The organism is Glaciecola sp. KUL10 (genome assembly GCF_003203515.1).
GTDB lineage: Bacteria > Pseudomonadota > Gammaproteobacteria > Enterobacterales > Alteromonadaceae > Glaciecola.
In genome coordinates this window covers 576,027-598,357 of the sequence record NZ_BGNG01000001.1, presented here as the reverse complement: position 1 = coordinate 598,357, position 22,331 = coordinate 576,027, and the positions used below count along the sequence as shown (strand labels likewise).

The following is a 22,331-nucleotide window of genomic DNA, read 5'->3' as shown; positions in this document are numbered from 1 at the left end:
TCTGTCAAATGTTAGTGCATTTGCGCCCATGCAGACGGCAAATGAATTGCCTCTATGCTTGTCAACTCTGGGCCACCGCCGCGATTTCCGCTACCTGATGCGGTATAAAGTGTGTCATCAATGATGACAGCACCAGTGCCGTGGCGACCCAATAGCGAATTCGGCAACGCGCTCCATGTTCGATTGACTGGGTTATACACTTCAACCTCTTTATGAGATGCAACTTGTTCACCGCTTTCACCTCCTAAAATAATCAGATGATCGTTATATACAGCAACAGAGTTTCCGGCTCGTTTAGTGGGGATATTTGTTGACTCATTGACGGCCTCCCATTCACCCTTTTTAAAGTCATAAACATCACCTTTTAATACTGTTAAGGTCATCGCTTGATTAGTGGCATGAGAGGTGGTTCTGCCAGCAAAGGCATATAATTTATGATCAATGACTGCCGTTTGAAAGTGGTCACGTGCGTGGGGGGCATCATGCAGTGTTTTCCATTCGCCTGTAGACGGGTCGTATTCATCTAGCCATGGTTTAAAACCGTCCATATGACCATGGGTAATGCCACCCACAATATAGAATTTATCGTTATAGACGACTACGCCTGCGCCACCTCTTTGGCGATCTTTGGGTATAGCGTGAGTGAATTCATAAGTGTCGGTTTTTGGATCATATACAATCACTCTATCAATAGGTTTTTCATTTGGGAAAGGACCTGTCATTGCGCCTATAATATAAATTTTGTTTTGATAAGCGACGGGTTGCAAGTGATGAATTTCGATCGGCGTTGGGCTTAGCTCAGTCCATGTATTGTCAATCACGTTGAAACGATTAGTTGGATTTAAACGTCGTCCACCCAACAAGTAAATATCCTTGTTAATTGCGACTAAACCGGCTTCGTGACGGGGCGTTGGTTTGTTTACGGCGGAGACTTCTTGCCACTTTACATTTTCCGTTTGTTCACGCGTTTGCTCTCTTGCAATAGATGTAGCGTTTGATAAACATCCGCTCAATGAAACACTTAAGGCAATCAATATATAATAGAAGCAACGGTTTTTGCGATAAAAATAATTCATCTTTATTTTCTTATATCTGTCATTCGAACGGTTAAAACAAAGGCGTATTGCTCCTTGTCCCATGATTTTGTAGCAAAGAGCAGATATTACAAGGTTAACAGCCAATGGTAGTGCTTACAAATATCTGTTTGAATTGTCCCGTTATTTATGGACTATTACTTGAGTTTTCAATAAATAACCTCAGTATGTACTTAAGGGACAACGAGTCGCTTCCTTTAAGTGGACGCGCCAAGTTACATAATAGCCGGTGACACACTGTTTAGGCACATAACTTGCTGAAGTGATTTGAATAGATATGTTTGCATGCCGATATTAAATGTCGTTATTCAAAACCAAAAGTAGTGTTAAACCTACAGAGTACCTTACGATTTAATTATGGATTAAGTTATGATGAAACTGATGTTACCCCTTGACAATTATGATGAAGCGGGCAGGGTGAAGCCACCTTCGTTGCTTTTTGCTGCTTTAGTGTTTTTGTTAAGGCCGATGATTGTCTTTATTGCTTCGGTAACGTTTAGAGAAGATCAAACTAAGCTATTAAGTCTGTTTTATCCAGATAAATACCAATTCTACATGTCGCTTTCACACGCAGTGCCCGCTTTAATCATTCTTTTGATTATGAGTTTTAGAGAAAAAATTTGGGATGCAAACAATTATTCTGTTATTTCTATGATCCCTGTTTTATTGGTGTTTGCGTTTATAAGCGACGCATGCGTGCAAGTCTATATTCTTCAAAGTGAAAACTTTGGTTTCTCATGGCCACACGCATTTTCATTTATTGGGCTACTGTTATTTGGTCTTTATACCTTCAAGAGCCAGCATCTGCGCGTGATGCTAGCGGATTGGAAAAAGCCGGTTTAGTGAGTGGCAAAATTTAATGCAAGATCAAAGTACTTCTTAACACTTACACTACTATCTTTGATAAGTCTTTCGTAGCAAATGCCTGCAAACGCGAAAGACTTGTCTTGATAGTGAAGTAAGACATTTGGCGCATCAGGGTCTGAATCGTCATAAACCCAATGCCCACCTGCCGACCGCTTGAATACCTCACCCACATAGGAACCAAACATGTGGCAAACCGTAAAAATTGTTTTTTGATCAAGTGTTTGTGATTGATAGTTATCTAGATAGTGACTGATAAGTCTATCGATGTGCATGACGCTTTCATTTGAATAATCTAGTTCAATACCTAATTGTTCTTTTGCATTTTCAACCGCATCTTGTGCGGTGTCTTTCATTAAGGTTGCGAGTTCTAGTTGATCCATTCTTATATTTTCATTGGTAAGTCATATAGTTAAGACGACGGTAAATCAATTTCGCGGTGTTGTAAAATAAGTTTTTCGAGAAGTTTTGTGCCTGGGCCTTGATTATCAGGTGTTGGTGATATCAAGTAAGCAGTAAACTGTTTAAAGTAGCTACCCTCTACAGTTAGAGATGTTAACTTTCCTGTTTTAATTAATTCGCTCACGGTGTGTTCTGGCAACCAGCAAAAGCCAATACCCTGTAGAAGCAACTCAATGGCGTAGTCGAAATGACTGACTGTCCAACGATTTTCTGATCTCAACCATCCCGTTTTTTCTTCCGGTGTTTTAGCCGAGTCTTTAATCACTATTTGAAGTTCTTGTGCCAAAGCATTTGGATCTAGAGGCAGTGATAATTGAGTGAGTGGGTGATTAGGCGCGCATACAAGGATAAATGAGATAAATGCAATCGGTTCACCCAAAAAACCTTTGGGAATTGATGTATTGATGACTAAGTCTGCTTTGTGTTCTGTAATAGCAAGGTCTGCACCTGTGAGTACTTCGTCAAGAATCCTTAAGCGACTGCCTCTTGATTCAGGTAAAAAAGCTTTTAAAGGGGCTAATAATTTTCTTTTGGATAGGCTAAATCAACGACTAATGTGATTTCGGGTTCCCAATCCTGATTAATATTTATTGCTAATGATTCTAGGTTTTCAACATCTTGAGTTAAATAGCGTGAGCGTCGAAGCATCACTTCGCCAGCTTCCGTTAGCACAGCCTTTCTACCGATAACTTCTAATAGTTGAACTCCCAACATTGACTGAAGTTTAGCGACTGCGTGATTGAGTGAAGACTGTGACTTATTTAGCTTTTCAGCTGCGTGAGCATAGCCACCATAATCAACGACAGCCTGTAAAATTCGCCATTGTTCTAATGTTGTCTTTGGTCGGTACAAGATTTTTTCCTAAAAGTAAAAGGTGATAAATTAATAATTCTTAATAGAATTTCTTGCGCTTATTAACTATGTTAAACGTAAATCATAGTACACACTCAATATTTTGAACCTAAACATGAAATACGCTTCATTTTTACCCTTTACTGCGCTGTTTGCGTTATCTCTAATTTCAGTCTTAGTCACTTTTGAAATAATTCCGCCTGGTGACCAAATTCTAGGATACTTGGAGGATAGTAAAGGTGAATATTTTTACTTAGTTATTTTTGCCATTATTTTATTAGAGTCCATTGTTTACGTTGGTTTTTATTTTCCGGGGCAATTCTTTGCTGTGATTTTAGTGGTAGGCGCTAACCCCAGACCTTTGGATATCTTGTATTTGACACTTGTAATGGTCATTGCGGCAACTATTGGTTCTTTGATTAATTATCAATTAGGACGCTTTTCAAATCGGGGAACATCGCACACTGCCCGAGTGAATGCCAAGACTGAGGAAACCAAAACCAAACACCTTTTACTCGCTATGATCCACATGAATTCGCTCGCGTTCTTCATGTTTGCTCAAGGCGCTCAACGAAAAGCGATGCGTGTTGTTGGTTTAGCAGGGTTGTTGAATCTACCATATTATCTATTACTCATCGCAGGTACTGCAGTGCTAAGTGAGCAAGTCATGCAGATGGCTGAGAACACTGTTCTGTTGTTTAGTCTTATTGGCATATGGCTATTTATTGCCGTGATTATCGATGTTAGACGCTATCGACAACGAGAAGCTAGCGCAAGTATTTGATGATAGAGCAGTAGCAAGCTATTTTAACAAATGACGAATGGCTCGACTTGCCGCAATCATACCAAAGTTACTCGTGACACCGACAAAAGAGCCAAAACCACTGCTACAGTCCATCTTTCCAGCGCCTTGTTGTGCTTGTTTTTCATAACCGACAGAGCCATCAGCTTTGGGGTAGCGGAGTTGTTCAGTGGAATAAACACACTCAACACCAAAGTTTCTCTTGGGGTTTTTGCTGAAGTTAAATTTTCGTCTAAGCTCCGAGCGCAATTTTGCTGCCAAGGGATCTTGAATCGTTTTTGCAAGGTCGCTTACGGTAATCTGCAAAGGGTCTATTTGGCCACCTGCGCCGCCAACCGTGATTATTTTGATTTTGTTGCGTTTACAAAAAGCAATCATCTCTGCTTTAGCTGAAATACTGTCAACTGCATCGATGACGACATCACATTGAGTATTAATATATTCACTCACTGTCTCGCTGGTCACAAAATCTTCAATCGCGTGAACCTTGCACTCGGGGTTAATATCAAGAATACGCGTTTTCATAATATCGACTTTAGTGGCTTCAATTGTTGAGTGCAGGGCATGTAATTGTCGATTAATATTACTTTTTGAGATGTCGTCTAAATCAATCAGTGTAATAGCACCTACTCCTGTCCTAGCCAAACACTCTGCTGCCCACGAGCCAACCCCTCCAATACCAATCACTACCACATGTGAATGTGAGAGTTTTTCATAGCCTTGCAAGCCATATAGCCTTTGTATGCCAGAGAAAACGGGGTGAGTATTCATATTGCAAACCTTTCTAAAAAATCGAATTAAACATGCTAGTTTTAGCGAGTTATTTTCTTGTTTATAAGTGCTTTAATACATCCATCAAGTTAATACATTGACAATACGGTTTGTAAGGAGTCAAAAATGGGTTTATTAGTTGAAGGTGTTTGGAAAGACCAATGGTACGACACTAAAAAGAGTAATGGCAAATTTGTCAGACAAGATTCTATGTTTCGAGATACGATTTCGTCTGAGGCTGATTCAAAATTTAAGCCAGAGAAGGGTCGATATCACTTATATGTTTCTTTGGCATGCCCATGGGCACATCGAACACTTATTTTCAGAGCATTAAAAGGGCTTGAAGAATACATCGATGTGTCTGTTGTAAGCCCTGATATGTTAGATAAAGGTTGGGTATTTGATGGGTATGAAGGCGCATCCAAAGATCATCTTTTTGGCTTTGATTATATGCATCAAGTTTATACAAAAGCCAAAGCAGATATCACCTCCAGAGTGACCGTGCCTGTATTGTGGGATAAAAAACACAATACCATCGTCAATAACGAGTCTGCCGAGCTGATTAGAATATTCAATTTCGCTTTTAATGAGTTAACAGGTAACACTCAGGATTACTACCCTGAGCATCTTCGCGAAGAAATAGATGAAATTAATGAGTACGTTTATCACAATGTCAATAATGGTGTTTACAAAGCAGGGTTTGCGACCACTCAAGAGGCCTACGAAGAAGCTGTTAAAGCTTTGTTTGATGCATTGGATAAACTTGAAGAAAGGCTTTCAACTCAGCGCTATTTAGTGGGTGACACATTAACAGAAGCAGATTGGCGGCTATTTACTACCTTGATTAGGTTTGACCCCGTCTATGTTGGGCACTTCAAATGCAATTTAAAACGTATTGCTGACTACCCAGCGCTGTCTAATTATGTAAAAGAGCTATATCAAATGGACGGTATTGCTCCGACAACCAACTTCGATCATATAAAAAGGCATTACTATTTTAGCCACACGATGATTAATCCTACACAAGTGGTTCCAAAAGGGCCTGTGATGGATTTGAAAAGCCCATATAACAGAGGAGCCATTTAACATGACAACGATTAAACAAATTGTGAACGGTATGCCAGCTTCTGATGGTGCTGGCGTAAAATTAAAAAGAGTGCTCGGCCAGCCTTTGCTTAAGCGTTTAGATCCATTTTTAATGCTTGATGAATTTGGGTCAGAGGAGGCTCAGGACTATATTGCAGGATTTCCGCAGCATCCACATCGCGGATTTCAAACCGTGACTTATATGCTAAATGGCAAAATGGGACACAAAGACTCAGTGGGCAACACTGGAATAATTGAAGATGGCGGCTTGCAATGGATGAACGCAGGAAAAGGGATCATTCATGAAGAAATGCCTCAACAAACCTCGGGTAAAATGAGAGGGTTTCAGTTGTGGGTAAATCTGCCTGCGGATCAAAAAATGTCGATGCCAGGGTATCAAGATATCCCAAGCACGGAGGTACCTGAAGTTCAATTGGACAATGGTAATTTAGTGCGCGTATTGGCAGGAGAGTTTGATTCGGTAACAGGTGCAGTGACAACGCAAGCGGTTAAACCCTTGTTTTTGGATGTCCATTTGACAGCATCAGGCAATCAAAGCATCGAGTTATCTCAAGATCATAATGGGTTTATCTATGTCTACGAGGGTGAGTTAACGATTGCAGGTAAGACGCTTTCGAAAGGACAATTAGGTGTGCTGGATATTGATGGTAAGTTGGCTGTTGAGAATAACAATGAAAATGAAGCTCGGCTCATTGTTGTTACTGGGAAACCGATCAACGAACCTGTCGTGCAATATGGTCCTTTTGTGATGAATACTGAAGCGGAAATTAATCAAGCTTTGAGTGATTTTCGGACGGGAGCCTTGGCTTAGCCTTTAAGCACCAATAATAGAAATCCAGAACGATGTGCTTACTAAGTGTGTGTATAATGTTTGCATAGTGTGATATCGACGTTAAATAACGTCGATATCACCGATTATTGATTGAACAAACACTTTGCTTTAATTACTATCTTTCAAATTGATTTTTGTAAAAAGGATATGTAATGAAACCAGTCGTACTTGCTGGCGGCACTGGAAGCCGTCTTTGGCCAAAATCTCGCTCTGCCTTGCCTAAGCAATTTCTAGCGTTAACTTCAGAAAATACTATGCTGCAAGACACTATCTTGCGCCTTCCAGCGGAAAAGCTAGATTCCCCCGTTTTCATTTGTAATGAAGATCATCGCTTTTTAGCCGCTGAGCAACTTCGAGTTGCCGACATCAATTACGACTCAATTATCCTTGAACCTTTCGGGCGCAACACTGCACCTGCTATTGCGCTTGCTGCCTTACAGGCTCTAAAAAATGACCAAGACCCAGTTCTTTTGGTATTGGCTGCAGATCATTTAATTGAAAATGAATCGGCGTTTCACAGTGCTATTGAGCAAGCTGAGTTACTTGCAGAAAAAGGCAACTTAGTGACCTTTGGTATTGTGCCAACGCAAGCTCATACTGGGTACGGATACATTAAGGCGGGTTTGAGTATCGATAACTCTGGTTTCAAAGTGGCTGAGTTTGTTGAAAAGCCAGATTTGAGTACTGCTGAAGAATATGTCGCGTCTAAAGATTACTTCTGGAACAGTGGCATGTTTATGTTCAAAGCCAGTGTTTACTTAAATGAATTAAAAACGCATCAACCCGAAATTTTTGCAGCATGTGAAAAAGCAATGGATGCCCCTGAATCCGATATGACGTTTATTCGCATAGATGCTGACGAATTTGCAAAATGCCCAGATGACTCTATTGATTATGCCGTGATGGAAAAAACAGCACATGCTTGCATGGTGCCGCTTGACGCCGGTTGGAATGACGTGGGCAGTTGGTCTTCGCTTTGGGAAACATCAAAAGATAAAGATGCGAGCGGTAACGTGACCGTCGGTGACGTGATGTTAACTGGTGTCAATAATAGCTACGTTAACTCTGAAGGACGTTTAGTATCAGTGATCGGTTGTGATGACTTAATTGTGGTTGAAACTAAAGACGCAGTGATGGTGGCGCATAAAGACAAAGTCCAAGATATCAAAAAGGTGGTTAATCAGTTAAAAGCCGAAAAACGCTCAGAGTTTCAGTTTCATCGCGAAGTTTTCAGACCTTGGGGGAGCTACGATTCAATCGATAATGGCGAACGCTATCAAGTTAAGCGAATTACCGTTAAGCCTGGCGAAAAGCTTTCAGTTCAAATGCACCACCACAGAGCTGAGCACTGGGTCGTCGTTTCTGGTACCGCAAATATCACAATTGGCGATAAAACAGAGTTAGTCACCGAAAACGAATCTGTATATATCCCAATTGGCGAAATCCACGCATTAGAAAACCCAGGTAAAATCCCACTAGAATTAATCGAGGTTCAATCAGGAAGCTACCTAGGCGAAGACGACATTGTCCGCTTTTCGGATCGCTACGGCCGAGCGCCAGCGAAATAAAGAGAGGCCGAGCGCCAGCGAAATAAAGAGAGGCCGAGCGCCAGCGAAATAAAGAGTAAAGAACAAAACATGACTAAAATTACATGCTTTAAAGCATACGATATTCGAGGCAAACTAGGCGAACAGCTAAGTGAAAATGTTGCCTACAGAATTGGACGCGCTTTTGCCGAGGAGTTACAAGCTAGAACGGTGGTTCTGGGTTCAGATGCAAGAAAGACTTCTCTTCCCCTAAAGTTAGCCTTAGCGGCAGGTATTATTGACGGTGGAGCCAAAGTAAGCGACATAGGCTCGGCAGGAACTGAAGAAATATATTTTGCCACTAAACACCTAGGCGTTGATGGCGGAATTGAAGTGACCGCCAGTCATAATCCAATTGACTACAATGGCATGAAAATGGTGAAAGCTGGATCAGTGCCTATCAGCGGAGATAGTGGTTTATTTGCTATACGCGACCGCGCTGAAAGCTATGACGATTTAAATGTGCAAGCGCGTTTAACCTATTACGGTCGAGGCGAGATTATTTCTCAAAGCGATTTTGAAGCTGGTGGTGCTACCGTGAAGGAAATTGTGTTACTCGGCACTGAAAATTATCAACGTGTTTCGTGTTTAAATGATTATGTGCTTCACTTGGCTGAATACGTGAACCTGCAAAATATTACACCACTTAAGCTAGTGGTTAACGCAGGAAACGGCAGTGCAGGGCATGCACTAGACGCAATTGAACTGTTGTTTAAACACCAAAATGTACCTGTTGAGTTCATCAAAGTTCATCACGAACCCGATGGCAACTTTCCTAATGGTATTCCTAACCCATTGTTGCCCGAAAACAGAGCCGATACTGCTAAGGCCGTGATTGAACACAAGGCTGATATGGGCATTGCATGGGACGGTGATTTTGATCGTTGCTTTTTGTTCGATGAAAACGGTGAGTTTATAGAAGGATATTATATTGTCGGTCTACTTGCTCAAGCGTTTTTAGACAAAGAGAAAGGTGCAAAAATCATTTATGACCCACGGGTTTTTTGGAATACCGAAGACATAGTTAAAAATGCGGGTGGAAAGCCAATTAAATCCAAAACGGGACACGCATTCATTAAAGAAAGAATGCGAAAAGAAGATGCCGTTTACGGTGGCGAAATGAGTGCTCATCACTACTTCAGAGATTTTGCTTATTGTGATTCTGGTATGATCCCATGGCTGCTAGTGGCGGAATTACTGTGTACGAAGAAACAAAGCCTTTCCAGTCTTGTTTCGCAACGAATAAAAGCGTTCCCATCATCTGGAGAGATTAATTCGACAGTTGAAGATGCAGGGCAAACAATCAAGAAAGTGATTCAGCATTACGAGGGTGATGCGGAAGTGGTAGATAAAACCGACGGGATTGGCATGGAATTCGGCTCGTGGCGGTTTAATCTGCGCAAGTCAAACACTGAGCCGGTGATAAGGTTGAATGTTGAGTCGGTTGCTGATATCCCGCTTATGGAAGAGAAAACTGCCGAACTAATATCGCTTATTCGCGCTTAAGGTAAAAAAGCTCTCCAACTCTAATAACCCAAATATTAATAGCCCAAATACAATAGACCTGTGTATTTGGGCATCCCCACACAGTATTTATACAACTAGATTAAACTCATACCTAAATGTGATAGCACCACTACCGACGTGAGCATCACTCTTAATTTTGTGTAGTCTACAATCATTTGTGGACTCAGTTTTAGTGTGAACTTGTCATACATCAAAATCGCTATATAACCCAGAGAAAGCACCATTAAGAGCATCTTTCCGTCTAAAAAGACTATACTTAACCAGGCAACGATACTTGGAAACATTGCGACGTAGACTTGGTGGTTAATTTTATTTTCTGAGATTGCGTTGAACCAGTGAACACCACCGAAAAAAGACAAGATAACGGCAGAGTATTGGACGAAATGGATATACGCTTTGAGATAAGGGACAAGCTCAAAATACGCTGCAGGTGGCAAAAATACAAACGGAATGAGCCCTGCTAAGCCTAAGAGTTTAAATTGAACATGCATAATATACCGACCGTTTAAATTTTAAATTCGAAATAGGTTTTGATTATCCACCATCTTAATAAAAATAAGCTGATTTTAATCACCGATTTTCTTTTCATTCTTGAATTTTTATTCATTTCTTAAATGAAAAACTAGTCTATAACTCTCAATAACGCGTTTTTATTAGTGTTTATTTGAGTTATTTATTTCAATAAGATCTAAAAAAGCGTGTATTTAAACAACTTTGAAATTGTGAGCTGATTAAAATTTGAGCGCATTTGTTACTTTATAAAAATAAAAAAAGAGCGCACTAAGCGCTCTTTGTTCAAACTTTAAATACTTAAGCTACTTTAAAGGCTGGTATTTTCTTTGCTCGCTGCCTGTATAGAGCTGACGCGGTCGACCAATTTTCTGACCAGGTTGGCTAAGCATTTCGTGCCAGTGAGAAATCCAACCAACGGTGCGAGAAAGTGCAAAGATACAGGTAAACATATTGGTTGGAATACCAATCGCTTTAAGTACTATTCCAGAGTAAAAATCGACATTCGGGAAAAGTTTCTTCTCAGCAAAATACGGGTCGCTAAGCGCAATTCTTTCAAGCTCCATGGCTACGTCTAGCAATGGGTCATTAAGGTTCAGCTCAGAAAGTACTTCATGGCAGCTTTCACGCATCACAGTCGCTCTTGGATCATGATTTTTGTAAACGCGATGCCCAAAGCCCATTAACCTGAACGGGTCGTTTTTATCTTTAGCACGTGCAATAAACTCTGGGATTCTGTCTACTGTACCGATTTCTTCGAGCATATTTAGACACGCTTCGTTAGCGCCACCATGAGCAGGACCCCACAAAGACGCCACGCCAGCAGCGATACATGCATAAGGATTAGCACCTGATGAACCAGCAAGTCTAACGGTTGATGTAGAGGCGTTTTGCTCATGGTCAGCATGAAGAATAAAGATTCTATCCATTGCACGCTCAACAGCAGGGCTGATGACGTATTCTTCAGCAGGAACAGAGAACATCATGTTTAGGAAGTTACCGGCATAACTAAGGTCATTGCGAGGATAAACAAAAGGTTGACCGATGCTGTATTTGTAACACATGGCAACAAGCGTTGGCATTTTAGCGATTAGCCTGTGTGCGCTGCGTACACGTTGATCTTCTTGACTAACATCTAAATCACTATGGTAAAACGAAGACATTGCACCTACTGTTCCGCATAGCATTGCCATAGGGTGCGAATCATTTCTGAAACCATGGAAGAACATGTTTATTTGTTCGTGAACCATTGTGTGGCGGGTGATCGTGGCTTTGAATTCATCGTATTGTTCTTTGCTAGGAGCATCGCCGTGAAGCAGCATGTAGCATACTTCTAGGTAGTCTGAGTCACGAGCAAGTTCGTCTATTGGAAAGCCTCTATGTAGCAACACACCTTCGGCTCCATCGATGAATGTTATTGACGATTCGCAGGAGCCCGTTGCCATAAAACCTGGGTCGAACGTGAAGTAACCGTTTGCGCCTAAACTTCTGATATCGATAACCGGATGTCCAGCCGTTCCTTCCAAAATTGGTAATTCGACTTCTATATCACCTGCTTTCAAGATGGCTTTGTTGTCTGCCATGAATTGCTCTCCTCATAAGTTTTCTGTTTTAACGTTACAAGTGTGGAAAATGTTCATAACGTCAAGAAAAGTGGCCGTAGTTGTACTGTTATTGTAGTGATAAGTCAATTCAAATGCACATACGATTAATAAATATTCAACATTTGACGATATTTGTATGTCTATCAAGATTTGTTTACGACTAAAGGCTTAATGCACAACAAAAAATTGTAATTGGCATGGCTGATTGATATATTCCTTGGGCGTTGATTGGTAAACCATTTGGTTCATCAATTTAGCAGAAATATGTTCACAAAAAATTAACATAAATAGCGTGAACAGTTAACACACACAACTATGATTGAGCGAAGTTTTAACTGAGCGTTTCGAACAATCAAGAATGACAACAGGCAAATTATTGTGAAGAAACAAAGACCCGTTAATTTAGATTTAACCACAATCAAATTACCGCCCGCTGGACGCGCTTCCATTTTGCACAGAGTGACTGGTGTTGCGATGTTTTTCGCATTGCTTTTCGTCATCTACGCATGGGCAATCTCAATCTCTTCTGAAGAAGGGTTCAATAGCGTTATTCAAGCAATGGATGCTTGGTACGGTAAAATTATCTTAATCGGCACAGTGTCGGCGCTGCTATATCACATAATTGGTGGTATTCGTCATGTGATTATGGATATGGGGTATTGGGAAGAATTAGAGTCAGGAACGTTATCTGCAAATATTGCAATTGGTTCTTGGATCGTTATATCAATCGCGTTAGGAGTAATATTGTGGTAACTAATCAAGCATCAATCAAACGCGATGGCATTCAAGATTACGTATCCATCCGCGCAACAGCTGCCATTATCTTGGCTTTCACAATTTTCATGACATATTTTTTTGTGTCTACACCAAACATTACGTTTGAAGTATGGCAGGGTCTTTTTTCTGGCGTACTTATGAAGGCTTTTACGCTCGCGACACTGATCGCAATCATGATCCACGTCCGTATAGGTCTGTGGCAAGTCTTAACTGACTATGTAAAAGCAACTGGATTACGCGCTGGTCTTCAATACGTTCTTAACCTGATTGCATTCGCGTACGTGGCAGTCGGTTTATTTGTACTATGGGGAGTTTAAGATGAGTTCATCATTACCCGTTCAAGAGTTTGATGCGGTAGTTATTGGCGCTGGCGGCGCTGGTATGCGAGCGGCACTTCAGATTTCACAATCTGGAAAATCATGTGCATTACTATCTAAAGTATTCCCAACGAGGTCACACACTGTATCTGCTCAAGGGGGTATTACAGTTGCGCTTGGTAATTCCCACGAAGATAACTGGGAATGGCACATGTACGATACAGTCAAAGGGTCTGACTACATCGGCGACCAGGAAGCTATCGAATATATGTGTAAAACCGGACCTGAAGCCATTATCGAAATGGAAAATATGGGACTTCCTTTCTCACGCTTTGAGAATGGAAAGGTTTATCAGCGTCCATTCGGCGGGCAGTCGAAAAACTTTGGTGGTGAGCAAGCTGCTCGTACGGCAGCTGCAGCTGACAGAACAGGTCACGCTTTATTACATTTGCTTTACCAACAAAATGTAAAAAACAAAACGAAAGTGTACAGCGAATGGTACGCGCTTGATTTAGTTAAAAACCAACAAGGTCAGGTGGTGGGTTGTACTGCTATCGATATCGAGTCTGGTGAAGTGGTTTACTTCAAATCAAAAGCCGTTGTACTTGCTACTGGTGGAGCGGGCAGAATTTATGCCTCTACAACGAACGCTCACATCAACACGGGTGACGGTGTTGGTATGGCACTTAGAGCGGGCGCGCCTGTTCAAGATATGGAAATGTGGCAGTTCCACCCAACAGGTATTGCTGGCGCGGGCACACTTGTAACGGAAGGTTGTCGCGGTGAAGGTGGCTATCTTCTCAATAAAGACGGCGAGCGCTTTATGGAGCGTTATGCTCCGAATGCGAAAGACCTTGCGGGCCGTGATGTTGTTGCACGTTCAATGATGACCGAGATTCGTGAAGGTCGTGGTTGTGAAGGCCCTTGGGGAACGCATATCAAACTTAAGTTAGATCACTTAGGTAAGGATGTTCTTGAATCACGTTTACCTGGGATACTAGAGCTATCTCGGACGTTTGCTCACGTTGATCCAGTGAAAGAACCAATTCCAGTTATTCCAACATGCCATTACATGATGGGCGGAATCCCCACTAATGTTGATGGCCAAGTTATTCAAATCGATAAAGACGGCAACGAGAAGCCGCTAGACGGACTATTTGCGTGTGGTGAAATCGCTTGCGTATCAGTGCATGGTGCTAACCGCCTTGGTGGTAACTCATTGCTTGATTTAGTGGTATTTGGTCGTGCGACAGGTCTTCACCTCGGTAAGAGCATTGACGAGATCGATATTAAATCAGACGCATCGCAAACTGATCTTGATTTAGCAATGTCTCGATTTAATCGTTGGGAATCTTCAGAAGTAGGTAAGGGCGAAGACCCAGTACAAATCAAAAAAGATATGCAGCAGTGTATGCAACTTAACTTCTCTGTATTTAGAGAAGGTGAGGCGATGGCTGAAGGACTTAAAGAATTGTCCGAAATCCGTGAACGCCTACAAAACGCACGTCTTGATGATAAGAGTAGTGATTTCAACACACAAAGAATCGAATGTTTAGAGCTTGATAACCTGATGGAAACTGCTTACAGCACGGCTGTAGCAGCAAACTTCAGAACTGAAAGCCGTGGTGCTCATAGTCGTTTCGACTTCCCGGAGCGTGATGACGATAATTGGTTGTGTCATTCAGTCTATGTGCCTGAAGACGAATCAATGATTAAGCGTGATGTAAATATGTCGCCGAAAATTAGAGAGGCATTCCCTCCTAAAGCGCGTACATACTAAGAGGAGTATCGAAAATGCAATTAACTTTCTCAATCTACCGTTATAACCCTGATGTTGATGATGCACCTCGCATGCAAGACTATCAGTTAGAAGTAGAAGAAGGCCAAGACATGATGGTGCTTGATGCACTTATTGCGCTTAAAGAAAAAGACCCTTCTTTATCTTTCCGTCGTTCTTGCCGCGAGGGTGTTTGTGGCTCTGACGGTATGAACATGAACGGCAAAAATGGCCTAGCATGCATTACACCGTTATCTGCACTTGGAAAGGGAACGATTGTTGTTCGCCCATTGCCAGGCTTACCAGTTGTCAGAGACCTTGTTGTTGATATGACTCAATTCTATACTCAGTATGAAAAGATTAAGCCATTCTTAATTAACGATGACAAGCAGCCTCCTGCGCGTGAGCATTTGCAGTCGCCTGAGGAGAGAGCGAAGCTTGACGGCTTGTATGAGTGTATACTGTGTGCGTGTTGTTCGACATCGTGCCCGTCATTCTGGTGGAATCCTGATAAGTTTATCGGCCCAGCTGGCTTGCTTCATGCATACCGTTTCTTGATTGATTCAAGAGATACCGCTACTGACGAACGTTTAAATGAATTAGACGATGCATTTAGCGTATTCCGTTGTCACGGAATCATGAACTGCGTTAGCGTTTGTCCCAAAGGACTTAACCCGACCAAGGCAATCGGTCAAATAAAATCGATGTTATTACAACGGGCTGTTTAGTTATAACTATTCATATATAGTTGTTACTTAATATACTAAATAGCTGCTCTAATTGGGGTGGCTATTTTTTTATAAAATCCTTTATAATTAAAGGCTTGTTATACCACTATAGTGGTATAACGATACAAAATTGTTACAACATCGAATAGAATGTTAAAAATTTAACGATCAAGGCTAAAGAATGCAAGAAAGCGTGATGAAAGCATGGTGGGAATCATCCCCAATGGCAGGTGGCAACGCTGCCTATGTCGAAGAGATGTATGAGGCCTATTTAGAAGACCCGAATAGTGTTTCACAAGAATGGAAATCTACTTTTGATAAATTACCAAAAGTAGATGGAGTAGAGGTCGAAACCAATCACACGCACATTAAAGCTGAGTTTAAGCATTTTGCTTCTTTAGGCCCTGTTGCTCGCTTTGCCTCTGGTGCATCAACATCGAGCAGTGATGCACCATCAGATGATCGTCAAGTTAAAGTCCTTCAAATTATCAATGCGTATCGCTTCCGTGGACATCAACATGCTAATTTAGACCCGCTTGGGTTATGGCAGCAACCGCGTGTCCGCGATTTAGAGCTTTCTCATCACAACCTATCACAGACCGATTTTGATACAATTTTCAATGTTGGCTCGTACGCCATCAAAGAAGATAAAATGGCATTGGGTGAATTATTCAAATCATTGAACCGAACATATTGTGGTTCAATTGGTGCTGAATACATGCATATCACAGATACTGAGCAAAAGCGTTGGTTACAACAACGTATTGAATCTGTAGAAGCAAAGCCTGTCATTGATAAAGAGCAAAAGATTAAAATTCTTAAAGGTTTAGTCGCTGCAGACGGAATGGAAAAGTACTTAGGTGCTAAATTCACTGGCGCCAAACGCTTCTCGCTTGAAGGTGGTGACGCACTTATTCCTATGCTAAAAGGATTAATTTCTGAAGCTGGTTCTGTTGGCGTGAAGGAAGTTGTGGTTGGTATGGCCCACCGTGGTCGCTTGAACGTATTGGTTAACGTGCTCGGTAAAAACCCATCTGTGCTATTTGATGAGTTTGCTGGCAAGCACGACAAAAGTTTGGGCGCAGGTGATGTTAAGTATCACGCTGGCTTTTCCTCAGACTTTGCAACGCCTGGCGGAAATGTACATTTAGCCTTAGCATTCAACCCCTCTCACCTTGAAATCGTTAACCCTGTTGTTATGGGGTCGGTACGAGCAAGGCTTGCTCGTCGCAATTGTGAGGATGGTTCGGCTGTTCTCCCCATCACTATTCACGGTGATTCAGCAATCGCTGGACAAGGTGTTGTTCAAGAAACCTTTAACATGTCACAAACTCGCGGATTCGCAGTGGGTGGCACGGTAAGGATTGTTGTTAACAACCAAGTTGGCTTCACCACATCTAAAACAGAAGATACGCGTTCAACACAATACTGTACCGATATCGCAAAAATGGTACAGGCACCTATCTTCCATGTGAATGCCGATGATCCCGAAGCTGTCATGTTTGTGACCAAGCTTGCTTTGGACTATAGAAATCAATTTAAACGTGACGTTGTTATTGACCTTGTTTGTTACCGACGTCATGGTCACAACGAAGCTGATGAGCCGAACGCGACACAGCCGCTCATGTACCAAAAAATTAAAAAGCATCCTGTTCCGCGTCAAATTTATGCTGATCAATTAATTGCAGAAGGTGTATTGCAAAAACAAGAAGTGGATAAGTTAGTATCTGACTATCGTGCAGCGTTAGATCATGGTGCATGCGTAGTTGAAGAATGGCGTCCGATGACTGAGCACTCAGTGGATTGGAGCCCTTATATTGGTCACGATTGGGATGTTGAATATGACGCGTCACTTTCTGTTGATGAGATCAAAAAGCTCGGCAACGCGATTATTCAATATCCTGAATCACACAAACTTCAGTCGCGCGTTAATAAGCTATATCTAGATCGCCTAGCGATGGTAAATGGCGAAAAGCTTATTGATTGGGGTATGGCTGAAAACTTAGCATATGCTTCAATATTATCTGAAAAAACCAATATCAGAATTACTGGGCAAGATTCAGGGCGAGGAACCTTCTTCCATCGTCATGCAGTGTTGCATAATCAGGTAGATGGTACTGACTACATTCCTTTGCAGCACATCAGTTCTGAGCAAGGTAATCTTGAAATTTACGATTCTGTATTGTCTGAAGAAGCCGTGATGGCGTTTGAATATGGCTTTGCAACAGCAGAACCTTCTTGTCTAACAATTTGGGAAGCTCAATTTGGTGACTTCGCAAATGGTGCTCAAGTAGTATTCGACCAATTTTTATCGTCAGGCGAAGCCAAGTGGGGACGTTTGTGCGGCTTAACCGTGTTACTTCCTCATGGTTACGAAGGGCAAGGCCCAGAGCATAGCTCGGCTAGATTAGAGCGATTCTTGCAGATGTGTGCAGACCACAACTGGCAGGTATGTGTGCCAAGTACGCCTGCTCAAGTCTACGCCATGTTGAGACGTCAATCCGTTCGTCCTATGCGACGTCCGTTGATAGTCATGTCTCCCAAATCGCTATTACGTCATCCGCTAGCAGTAAGTTCTCTTGAAGATCTATCATCTGGTGTATTCCATAACGTGATAGACGAAATAGACGACCTAGATCCGAAACAGGTTAAGCGCGTGGTGATGTGCTCAGGCAAGGTTTATTACGACTTGCTTGAACAGCGTCGTAAAAATGAACAAAACGATGTTGCTATCGTGCGTATTGAGCAATTGTATCCTTTCCCTCAAGCTGAATTCCAGGCAGAGATGGAAAAATATGCTCACGTGACAGATTGGGTATGGTGCCAAGAAGAGCCTCAAAATCAAGGCGCTTGGTATTGTTCACAACATCATTTTTGGCAGTCTATTCCACAAGGCGCTAAACTTACTTATGCAGGGCGCGAGGCGTCAGCTTCTCCTGCAGTTGGCTATTTATCAGTTCACAACCAGCAACAAAAAGCACTGGTTGAAAACGCACTCACTTTGAAATAAGGAAACAAAATGACATTAGAAATCAAAGTGCCAGTATTACCCGAATCAGTTGCAGACGCGACTGTGGCAACTTGGCATGTAAAAGCTGGTGAGACGGTTACTCGCGACCAAAATCTCGTTGATATTGAAACTGATAAAGTGGTTTTAGAAGTAGTTGCACCTGCTGACGGTGTGTTGGCTGAAATCTTAGAAGATGAAGGTGCGACAGTATTAGGTGAACAGGTAATAGGTAAGGTTGAAGAAGGTGCTTCAGCTGCACCTGCGACCAAAGCGCCTGAAGCACCTGCGGCAGCGCCAGCCGCATCTGGTGAAACAACCGCGATTAAAGTGCCAGTGTTACCAGAATCGGTTGCAGATGCAACTATCGCAGCTTGGCACGTCCAACCTGGTGAAGCTGTAACTAGAGACCAAAACCTAGTTGATATTGAAACTGATAAAGTGGTACTAGAAGTTGTTGCTCCCGCTGACGGAAGCTTGACAGAAATTCTTGCTCAAGAGGGCGAAACTGTTTTAGCTGAAGCTGTTATTGCTCAGTTTGCTGAAGGCGCAGCTGCGTCAAGTCCAGCGCCTGCAGTAGCTGAAGCTAGTAGTTCAGAATCTGATACTGACGCGCTTAGCCCATCAGTAAGAAGACTTCTAGCTGAAAAAGGCATTGATGCAAGCCAAGTTAAAGGCACGGGTAAAGGCGGTCGAGTGACCAAAGAAGATGTTGAAAAACACCTTAAAGCGCCTGCTCCAGCAGCCGCTGCTAAGACCGAAGCGCCAGCACCAAGCATGCCAATGGGTGAACGTTCAGAAAAACGTGTACCAATGACGCGTCTTCGCAAAACCATTGCAAACCGTTTGCTTGAAGCTAAAAACTCTACTGCTATGTTAACTACGTTTAATGAAGTTAACATGAAGCCAATTATGGACCTTCGCAAGCAATACCAAGAGAGTTTTGAAAAGCGCCACGGTATTCGTTTAGGTTTCATGTCGTTTTATGTGAAAGCTGTGACTGAAGCACTGAAACGTTTCCCTGAAGTCAACGCTTCATTAGATGGAGATGATATCGTTTATCACAACTACTTTGACATCTCTATTGCTGTTTCGACGCCTCGTGGCCTAGTAACACCAGTGTTAAAAGACACTGATATGCTAGGTATGGCTGGCGTAGAGAAAGGCATTAAGGGACTTGCGCTTAAAGGCCGTGACGGCAAGTTATCAATGGATGATTTGACTGGTGGTAACTTTACTATTACCAACGGCGGTGTATTTGGCTCACTAATGTCGACACCAATCATCAATCCACCACAAAGCGCTATTTTGGGGATGCATAAAATCCAGGATAGACCCATGGCGGTAAATGGCAAAGTTGAAATCTTGCCAATGATGTATTTAGCGCTTTCTTATGACCATCGAATCATTGATGGTAAAGAATCGGTTGGCTTCTTAGTTACTGTAAAAGAAATGCTAGAAGACCCAACTCGCTTATTATTAGACGTTTAACCAAAACACACTAGACATTGGTCTAAACGTACTCAATTTAGATGATACTCAAGCATTTCTGAGAGTATCATCTTTTTTATGTGGGAAAAGTAGTTCAATTTTATGTTACTATCCCGCGCGGTAATTCAGGGTCACAACACACAATAGTGACCTTCCTTCAAAACACAATCGGATAAATCACCATGAATTTGCATGAATATCAGGGTAAACAATTATTCAAAGAATATGGTTTACCAGTATCTGACGGATACGCAGCTGATACCCCAGAAGCAGCAGCTGAAGCTGCCGATAAAATCGGCGGAAGCGAGTGGGTAGTTAAATGTCAAGTACACGCTGGCGGACGCGGAAAAGCGGGCGGCGTGAAACTAGTTAAAGATAAAGCAGACATTAAAGCGTTTGCTGAAAAATGGCTTGGCAAAAACTTGGTGACCTATCAAACAGACGAAAACGGACAACCGGTAAGTCGCATTTTGGTTGAGTCTTGTACTGATATCGCACAAGAGTTATATCTTGGCGCAGTTGTTGACCGTACGTCTCGTCGCATCGTTTTTATGGCATCTACTGAAGGTGGTGTCGAAATTGAAACAGTTGCAGAAGAAACACCAGAAAAAATATTGAAAGCTGAAATCGACCCGCTTGTAGGTGCTCAACCTTTCCAAGCTCGCGAAATTGCTTTCAAATTAGGTCTTAGTGGCGTTCAAGTACGTCAATTTACTAACATCTTCATGGGCTTGGCCAAGATGTTTGAAGACTTAGATCTTGCGCTTATCGAAATCAACCCGCTTGTCATTAAAGAAGACGGTGATCTTCATTGCCTTGATGCAAAACTAGGTGTTGATAGCAACGCTTTATATCGCCAAAAGAAAGTGGCTGCAATGAACGATCCTTCACAAGAAGATGCTCGTGAAGCGCACGCTGCAGAATTTGAACTTAACTACGTAGCCCTAGACGGAAACGTTGGTTGTATGGTCAACGGTGCAGGCTTGGCAATGGGTACGATGGACATCGTAAACTTGCACGGCGGTAGCCCAGCAAACTTCCTAGACGTAGGTGGTGGTGCGACAAAAGAGCGCGTTGCAGAAGCATTCAAAATCATTTTGTCTGATGCAAACGTTAAAGCTGTACTTGTTAATATTTTCGGTGGGATTGTACGTTGTGACATGATTGCAGAAGGTATCATTGGCGCTGTTAAAGAAGTCGGTGTAAACGTGCCAGTTGTTGTGCGTTTAGAAGGTACAAATGCTGAATTAGGCCGTGAAGTACTAGCCGGTTCTGATTTAGATATCATCGCTGCAGAGTCTTTGACTGACGCTGCGCAAAAAGTTGTTGCTGCTGCGGAGGGCAAATAATGTCAGTATTAATTAATAAAGACACTAAAGTTATCTGCCAAGGTTTTACCGGCGGTCAAGGGACTTTCCACTCTGAGCAAGCAATTGCTTACGGTACCCAAATGGTTGGCGGCGTAACACCTGGTAAAGGTGGGACAGAGCACTTAGGTCTACCAGTATTCAATACTGTTAAAGACGCCGTTGCGGCAACAGGTGCAACTGCATCTGTAATCTATGTTCCAGCTGCATTCTGTAAAGATTCTATTGTTGAAGCCGTTGATGCAGGTATCGAGTTGGTGGTTTGTATCACCGAAGGTATCCCAACAATCGATATGCTTTACGTAAAAGAGTATGTGAATCAAAAAGGTGCACGTATGATCGGTCCTAACTGCCCAGGTGTGATTACTCCTGGAGAGTGTAAGATTGGTATCATGCCAGGACATATCCACAAACCAGGTAAAGTGGGCATCGTTTCACGCTCTGGTACATTGACTTATGAAGCCGTTAAGCAAACTACTGATGAAGGTTTTGGTCAATCTACTTGTGTTGGCATCGGTGGTGACCCAATTCCAGGTTCGAACTTCATTGATATTCTTAAGCTTTTCCAAGAGGATCCGTCGACAGAAGCAATCGTGATGATTGGTGAAATCGGTGGAACAGCGGAAGAAGAAGCGGCTGCGTTTATTAAAGAAAACGTAACTAAGCCAGTTGTTTCTTACATCGCGGGCGTGACTGCTCCTGCTGGTAAAAGAATGGGCCATGCAGGCGCAATCATCGCAGGCGGTAAAGGTACTGCTGATGAGAAGTTCAAAGCTTTAGAAGCTGCTGGTGTTAAAACTGTTCGTTCACTTGCTGATATTGGCGCAGGTTTACGCGAAATTACAGGTTGGTAGTT

General features: G+C 42.3%; 19 protein-coding genes and 1 pseudogene. 14 read left to right on the top strand and 6 right to left on the bottom strand.

What is annotated here, in order from left to right:
* Nucleotides 1–11: 11 nt before the first annotated feature.
* A complete protein-coding gene (locus KUL10_RS02695; RefSeq protein ID WP_158525300.1) occupies nucleotides 12–1,076 on the bottom strand; it encodes a galactose oxidase in 1,065 nt (354 codons plus the stop codon).
* Between the two features lie 387 nt (nucleotides 1,077–1,463).
* On the opposite strand from KUL10_RS02695, the gene KUL10_RS02690 reads away from it, so the two are divergent.
* Complete coding sequence (locus KUL10_RS02690) at nucleotides 1,464–1,937, top strand: DUF2919 domain-containing protein (RefSeq protein WP_233499673.1); 474 nt, start codon at nucleotides 1,464–1,466, stop codon at nucleotides 1,935–1,937.
* Here KUL10_RS02690 and KUL10_RS02685 read toward each other — a convergent pair.
* On the bottom strand, nucleotides 1,934–2,341 hold the full coding sequence (locus KUL10_RS02685; RefSeq protein WP_110427344.1) for a hypothetical protein: 408 nt from the start codon (nucleotides 2,339–2,341) through the stop codon (nucleotides 1,934–1,936). The two genes, KUL10_RS02690 and KUL10_RS02685, sit on opposite strands and share 4 nt — an antisense overlap.
* A gap of 29 nt (nucleotides 2,342–2,370) precedes the next feature.
* Nucleotides 2,371–3,272: pseudogene (locus KUL10_RS02680) on the bottom strand (LysR family transcriptional regulator).
* A gap of 115 nt (nucleotides 3,273–3,387) precedes the next feature.
* Between KUL10_RS02680 and KUL10_RS02675 the strand changes: the two are divergent.
* Complete coding sequence (locus KUL10_RS02675; RefSeq protein WP_110427343.1) at nucleotides 3,388–4,056, top strand: hypothetical protein; 669 nt, start codon at nucleotides 3,388–3,390, stop codon at nucleotides 4,054–4,056.
* 18 nt (nucleotides 4,057–4,074) lie between these two features.
* On the opposite strand, the gene tcdA is transcribed toward KUL10_RS02675, so the two are convergent.
* Nucleotides 4,075–4,845: a tRNA cyclic N6-threonylcarbamoyladenosine(37) synthase TcdA gene (tcdA, locus tag KUL10_RS02670; RefSeq protein ID WP_110427342.1), complete on the bottom strand. Its 771-nt coding sequence runs from the start codon at nucleotides 4,843–4,845 to the stop codon at nucleotides 4,075–4,077.
* Nucleotides 4,846–4,971: 126 nt separating this feature from the next.
* On the opposite strand from tcdA, the gene KUL10_RS02665 reads away from it, so the two are divergent.
* From KUL10_RS02665 to KUL10_RS02650, 4 genes are all read left to right on the top strand, one after another.
* Nucleotides 4,972–5,931 (top strand): glutathione S-transferase family protein, encoded by a 960-nt coding sequence (locus KUL10_RS02665; RefSeq protein WP_110427341.1) that lies wholly within the window; start codon nucleotides 4,972–4,974, stop codon nucleotides 5,929–5,931.
* Nucleotide 5,932: 1 nt separating this feature from the next.
* Nucleotides 5,933–6,763 carry a pirin family protein gene (locus KUL10_RS02660; RefSeq protein WP_110427340.1) on the top strand — a complete coding sequence of 277 codons (831 nt, stop codon included), beginning with the start codon at nucleotides 5,933–5,935 and terminating at the stop codon, nucleotides 6,761–6,763.
* Nucleotides 6,764–6,936: 173 nt separating this feature from the next.
* Nucleotides 6,937–8,352 carry a mannose-1-phosphate guanylyltransferase/mannose-6-phosphate isomerase gene (locus KUL10_RS02655; protein ID WP_110427339.1) on the top strand — a complete coding sequence of 472 codons (1,416 nt, stop codon included), beginning with the start codon at nucleotides 6,937–6,939 and terminating at the stop codon, nucleotides 8,350–8,352.
* A 69-nt stretch (nucleotides 8,353–8,421) separates the two neighbouring features.
* Nucleotides 8,422–9,876, top strand: coding sequence for a phosphomannomutase CpsG (locus tag KUL10_RS02650; protein WP_110427338.1), 1,455 nt, complete (start codon nucleotides 8,422–8,424; stop codon nucleotides 9,874–9,876).
* A 95-nt stretch (nucleotides 9,877–9,971) separates the two neighbouring features.
* On the opposite strand, the gene KUL10_RS02645 is transcribed toward KUL10_RS02650, so the two are convergent.
* Together KUL10_RS02645 and KUL10_RS02640 are read right to left on the bottom strand one after the other, a co-directional pair.
* Complete coding sequence (locus KUL10_RS02645) at nucleotides 9,972–10,388, bottom strand: DUF3429 domain-containing protein (protein ID WP_110427337.1); 417 nt, start codon at nucleotides 10,386–10,388, stop codon at nucleotides 9,972–9,974.
* 324 nt (nucleotides 10,389–10,712) lie between these two features.
* A complete protein-coding gene (locus KUL10_RS02640; protein ID WP_110427336.1) occupies nucleotides 10,713–11,990 on the bottom strand; it encodes a citrate synthase in 1,278 nt (425 codons plus the stop codon).
* Between the two features lie 399 nt (nucleotides 11,991–12,389).
* Between KUL10_RS02640 and sdhC the strand changes: the two genes are divergently transcribed.
* From sdhC to sucD, 8 genes are all read left to right on the top strand, one after another.
* Nucleotides 12,390–12,764: a succinate dehydrogenase, cytochrome b556 subunit gene (sdhC, locus tag KUL10_RS02635; protein WP_110427335.1), complete on the top strand. Its 375-nt coding sequence runs from the start codon at nucleotides 12,390–12,392 to the stop codon at nucleotides 12,762–12,764.
* Nucleotides 12,758–13,105: a succinate dehydrogenase, hydrophobic membrane anchor protein gene (gene sdhD / locus KUL10_RS02630; protein WP_110427334.1), complete on the top strand. Its 348-nt coding sequence runs from the start codon at nucleotides 12,758–12,760 to the stop codon at nucleotides 13,103–13,105. Before sdhC ends, sdhD begins: the two co-directional genes overlap by 7 nt.
* Nucleotide 13,106: 1 nt before the next feature.
* Nucleotides 13,107–14,885, top strand: coding sequence for a succinate dehydrogenase flavoprotein subunit (sdhA, locus tag KUL10_RS02625; protein WP_110427333.1), 1,779 nt, complete (start codon nucleotides 13,107–13,109; stop codon nucleotides 14,883–14,885).
* Nucleotides 14,886–14,899: 14 nt separating this feature from the next.
* Nucleotides 14,900–15,610 (top strand): succinate dehydrogenase iron-sulfur subunit, encoded by a 711-nt coding sequence (locus KUL10_RS02620; RefSeq protein ID WP_110427332.1) that lies wholly within the window; start codon nucleotides 14,900–14,902, stop codon nucleotides 15,608–15,610.
* A 181-nt stretch (nucleotides 15,611–15,791) separates the two neighbouring features.
* Nucleotides 15,792–18,620: a 2-oxoglutarate dehydrogenase E1 component gene (locus KUL10_RS02615; RefSeq protein ID WP_110427331.1), complete on the top strand. Its 2,829-nt coding sequence runs from the start codon at nucleotides 15,792–15,794 to the stop codon at nucleotides 18,618–18,620.
* A gap of 9 nt (nucleotides 18,621–18,629) precedes the next feature.
* Entirely contained in the window at nucleotides 18,630–20,108 is a 1,479-nt protein-coding gene (odhB, locus tag KUL10_RS02610; protein ID WP_110427330.1) for a 2-oxoglutarate dehydrogenase complex dihydrolipoyllysine-residue succinyltransferase, read from the top strand.
* Between the two features lie 182 nt (nucleotides 20,109–20,290).
* Nucleotides 20,291–21,457 carry an ADP-forming succinate--CoA ligase subunit beta gene (gene sucC, locus KUL10_RS02605; RefSeq protein WP_110427329.1) on the top strand — a complete coding sequence of 389 codons (1,167 nt, stop codon included), beginning with the start codon at nucleotides 20,291–20,293 and terminating at the stop codon, nucleotides 21,455–21,457.
* The gene (sucD, locus tag KUL10_RS02600; RefSeq protein WP_110427328.1) at nucleotides 21,457–22,329 is read left to right on the top strand and encodes a succinate--CoA ligase subunit alpha; all 873 of its coding nucleotides are present in this window, start codon (nucleotides 21,457–21,459) and stop codon (nucleotides 22,327–22,329) included. The genes sucC and sucD overlap by 1 nt, the downstream gene beginning before the upstream one ends.
* Nucleotides 22,330–22,331 lie beyond the last annotated feature (2 nt).

What these genes read in the sequence shown, in the direction of transcription:
- KUL10_RS02640 (WP_110427336.1), bottom strand. Translation starts at nt 11,990, where the DNA reads ATGGCAGACAACAAAGCCATCTTGAAAGCAGGTGATATAGAAGTCGAA.
- KUL10_RS02690 (WP_233499673.1), top strand. Translation starts at nt 1,464, where the DNA reads ATGATGAAACTGATGTTACCCCTTGACAATTATGATGAAGCGGGCAGG.
- sucD (WP_110427328.1), top strand. Translation starts at nt 21,457, where the DNA reads ATGTCAGTATTAATTAATAAAGACACTAAAGTTATCTGCCAAGGTTTT.
- KUL10_RS02615 (WP_110427331.1), top strand. Translation starts at nt 15,792, where the DNA reads ATGCAAGAAAGCGTGATGAAAGCATGGTGGGAATCATCCCCAATGGCA.
- KUL10_RS02660 (WP_110427340.1), top strand. Translation starts at nt 5,933, where the DNA reads ATGACAACGATTAAACAAATTGTGAACGGTATGCCAGCTTCTGATGGT.
- KUL10_RS02685 (WP_110427344.1), bottom strand. Translation starts at nt 2,341, where the DNA reads ATGGATCAACTAGAACTCGCAACCTTAATGAAAGACACCGCACAAGAT.
- KUL10_RS02655 (WP_110427339.1), top strand. Translation starts at nt 6,937, where the DNA reads ATGAAACCAGTCGTACTTGCTGGCGGCACTGGAAGCCGTCTTTGGCCA.
- KUL10_RS02675 (WP_110427343.1), top strand. Translation starts at nt 3,388, where the DNA reads ATGAAATACGCTTCATTTTTACCCTTTACTGCGCTGTTTGCGTTATCT.
- KUL10_RS02650 (WP_110427338.1), top strand. Translation starts at nt 8,422, where the DNA reads ATGACTAAAATTACATGCTTTAAAGCATACGATATTCGAGGCAAACTA.
- odhB (WP_110427330.1), top strand. Translation starts at nt 18,630, where the DNA reads ATGACATTAGAAATCAAAGTGCCAGTATTACCCGAATCAGTTGCAGAC.
- tcdA (WP_110427342.1), bottom strand. Translation starts at nt 4,845, where the DNA reads ATGAATACTCACCCCGTTTTCTCTGGCATACAAAGGCTATATGGCTTG.
- KUL10_RS02620 (WP_110427332.1), top strand. Translation starts at nt 14,900, where the DNA reads ATGCAATTAACTTTCTCAATCTACCGTTATAACCCTGATGTTGATGAT.
- KUL10_RS02665 (WP_110427341.1), top strand. Translation starts at nt 4,972, where the DNA reads ATGGGTTTATTAGTTGAAGGTGTTTGGAAAGACCAATGGTACGACACT.
- KUL10_RS02695 (WP_158525300.1), bottom strand. Translation starts at nt 1,076, where the DNA reads ATGAATTATTTTTATCGCAAAAACCGTTGCTTCTATTATATATTGATT.
- KUL10_RS02645 (WP_110427337.1), bottom strand. Translation starts at nt 10,388, where the DNA reads ATGCATGTTCAATTTAAACTCTTAGGCTTAGCAGGGCTCATTCCGTTT.
- sucC (WP_110427329.1), top strand. Translation starts at nt 20,291, where the DNA reads ATGAATTTGCATGAATATCAGGGTAAACAATTATTCAAAGAATATGGT.
- sdhA (WP_110427333.1), top strand. Translation starts at nt 13,107, where the DNA reads ATGAGTTCATCATTACCCGTTCAAGAGTTTGATGCGGTAGTTATTGGC.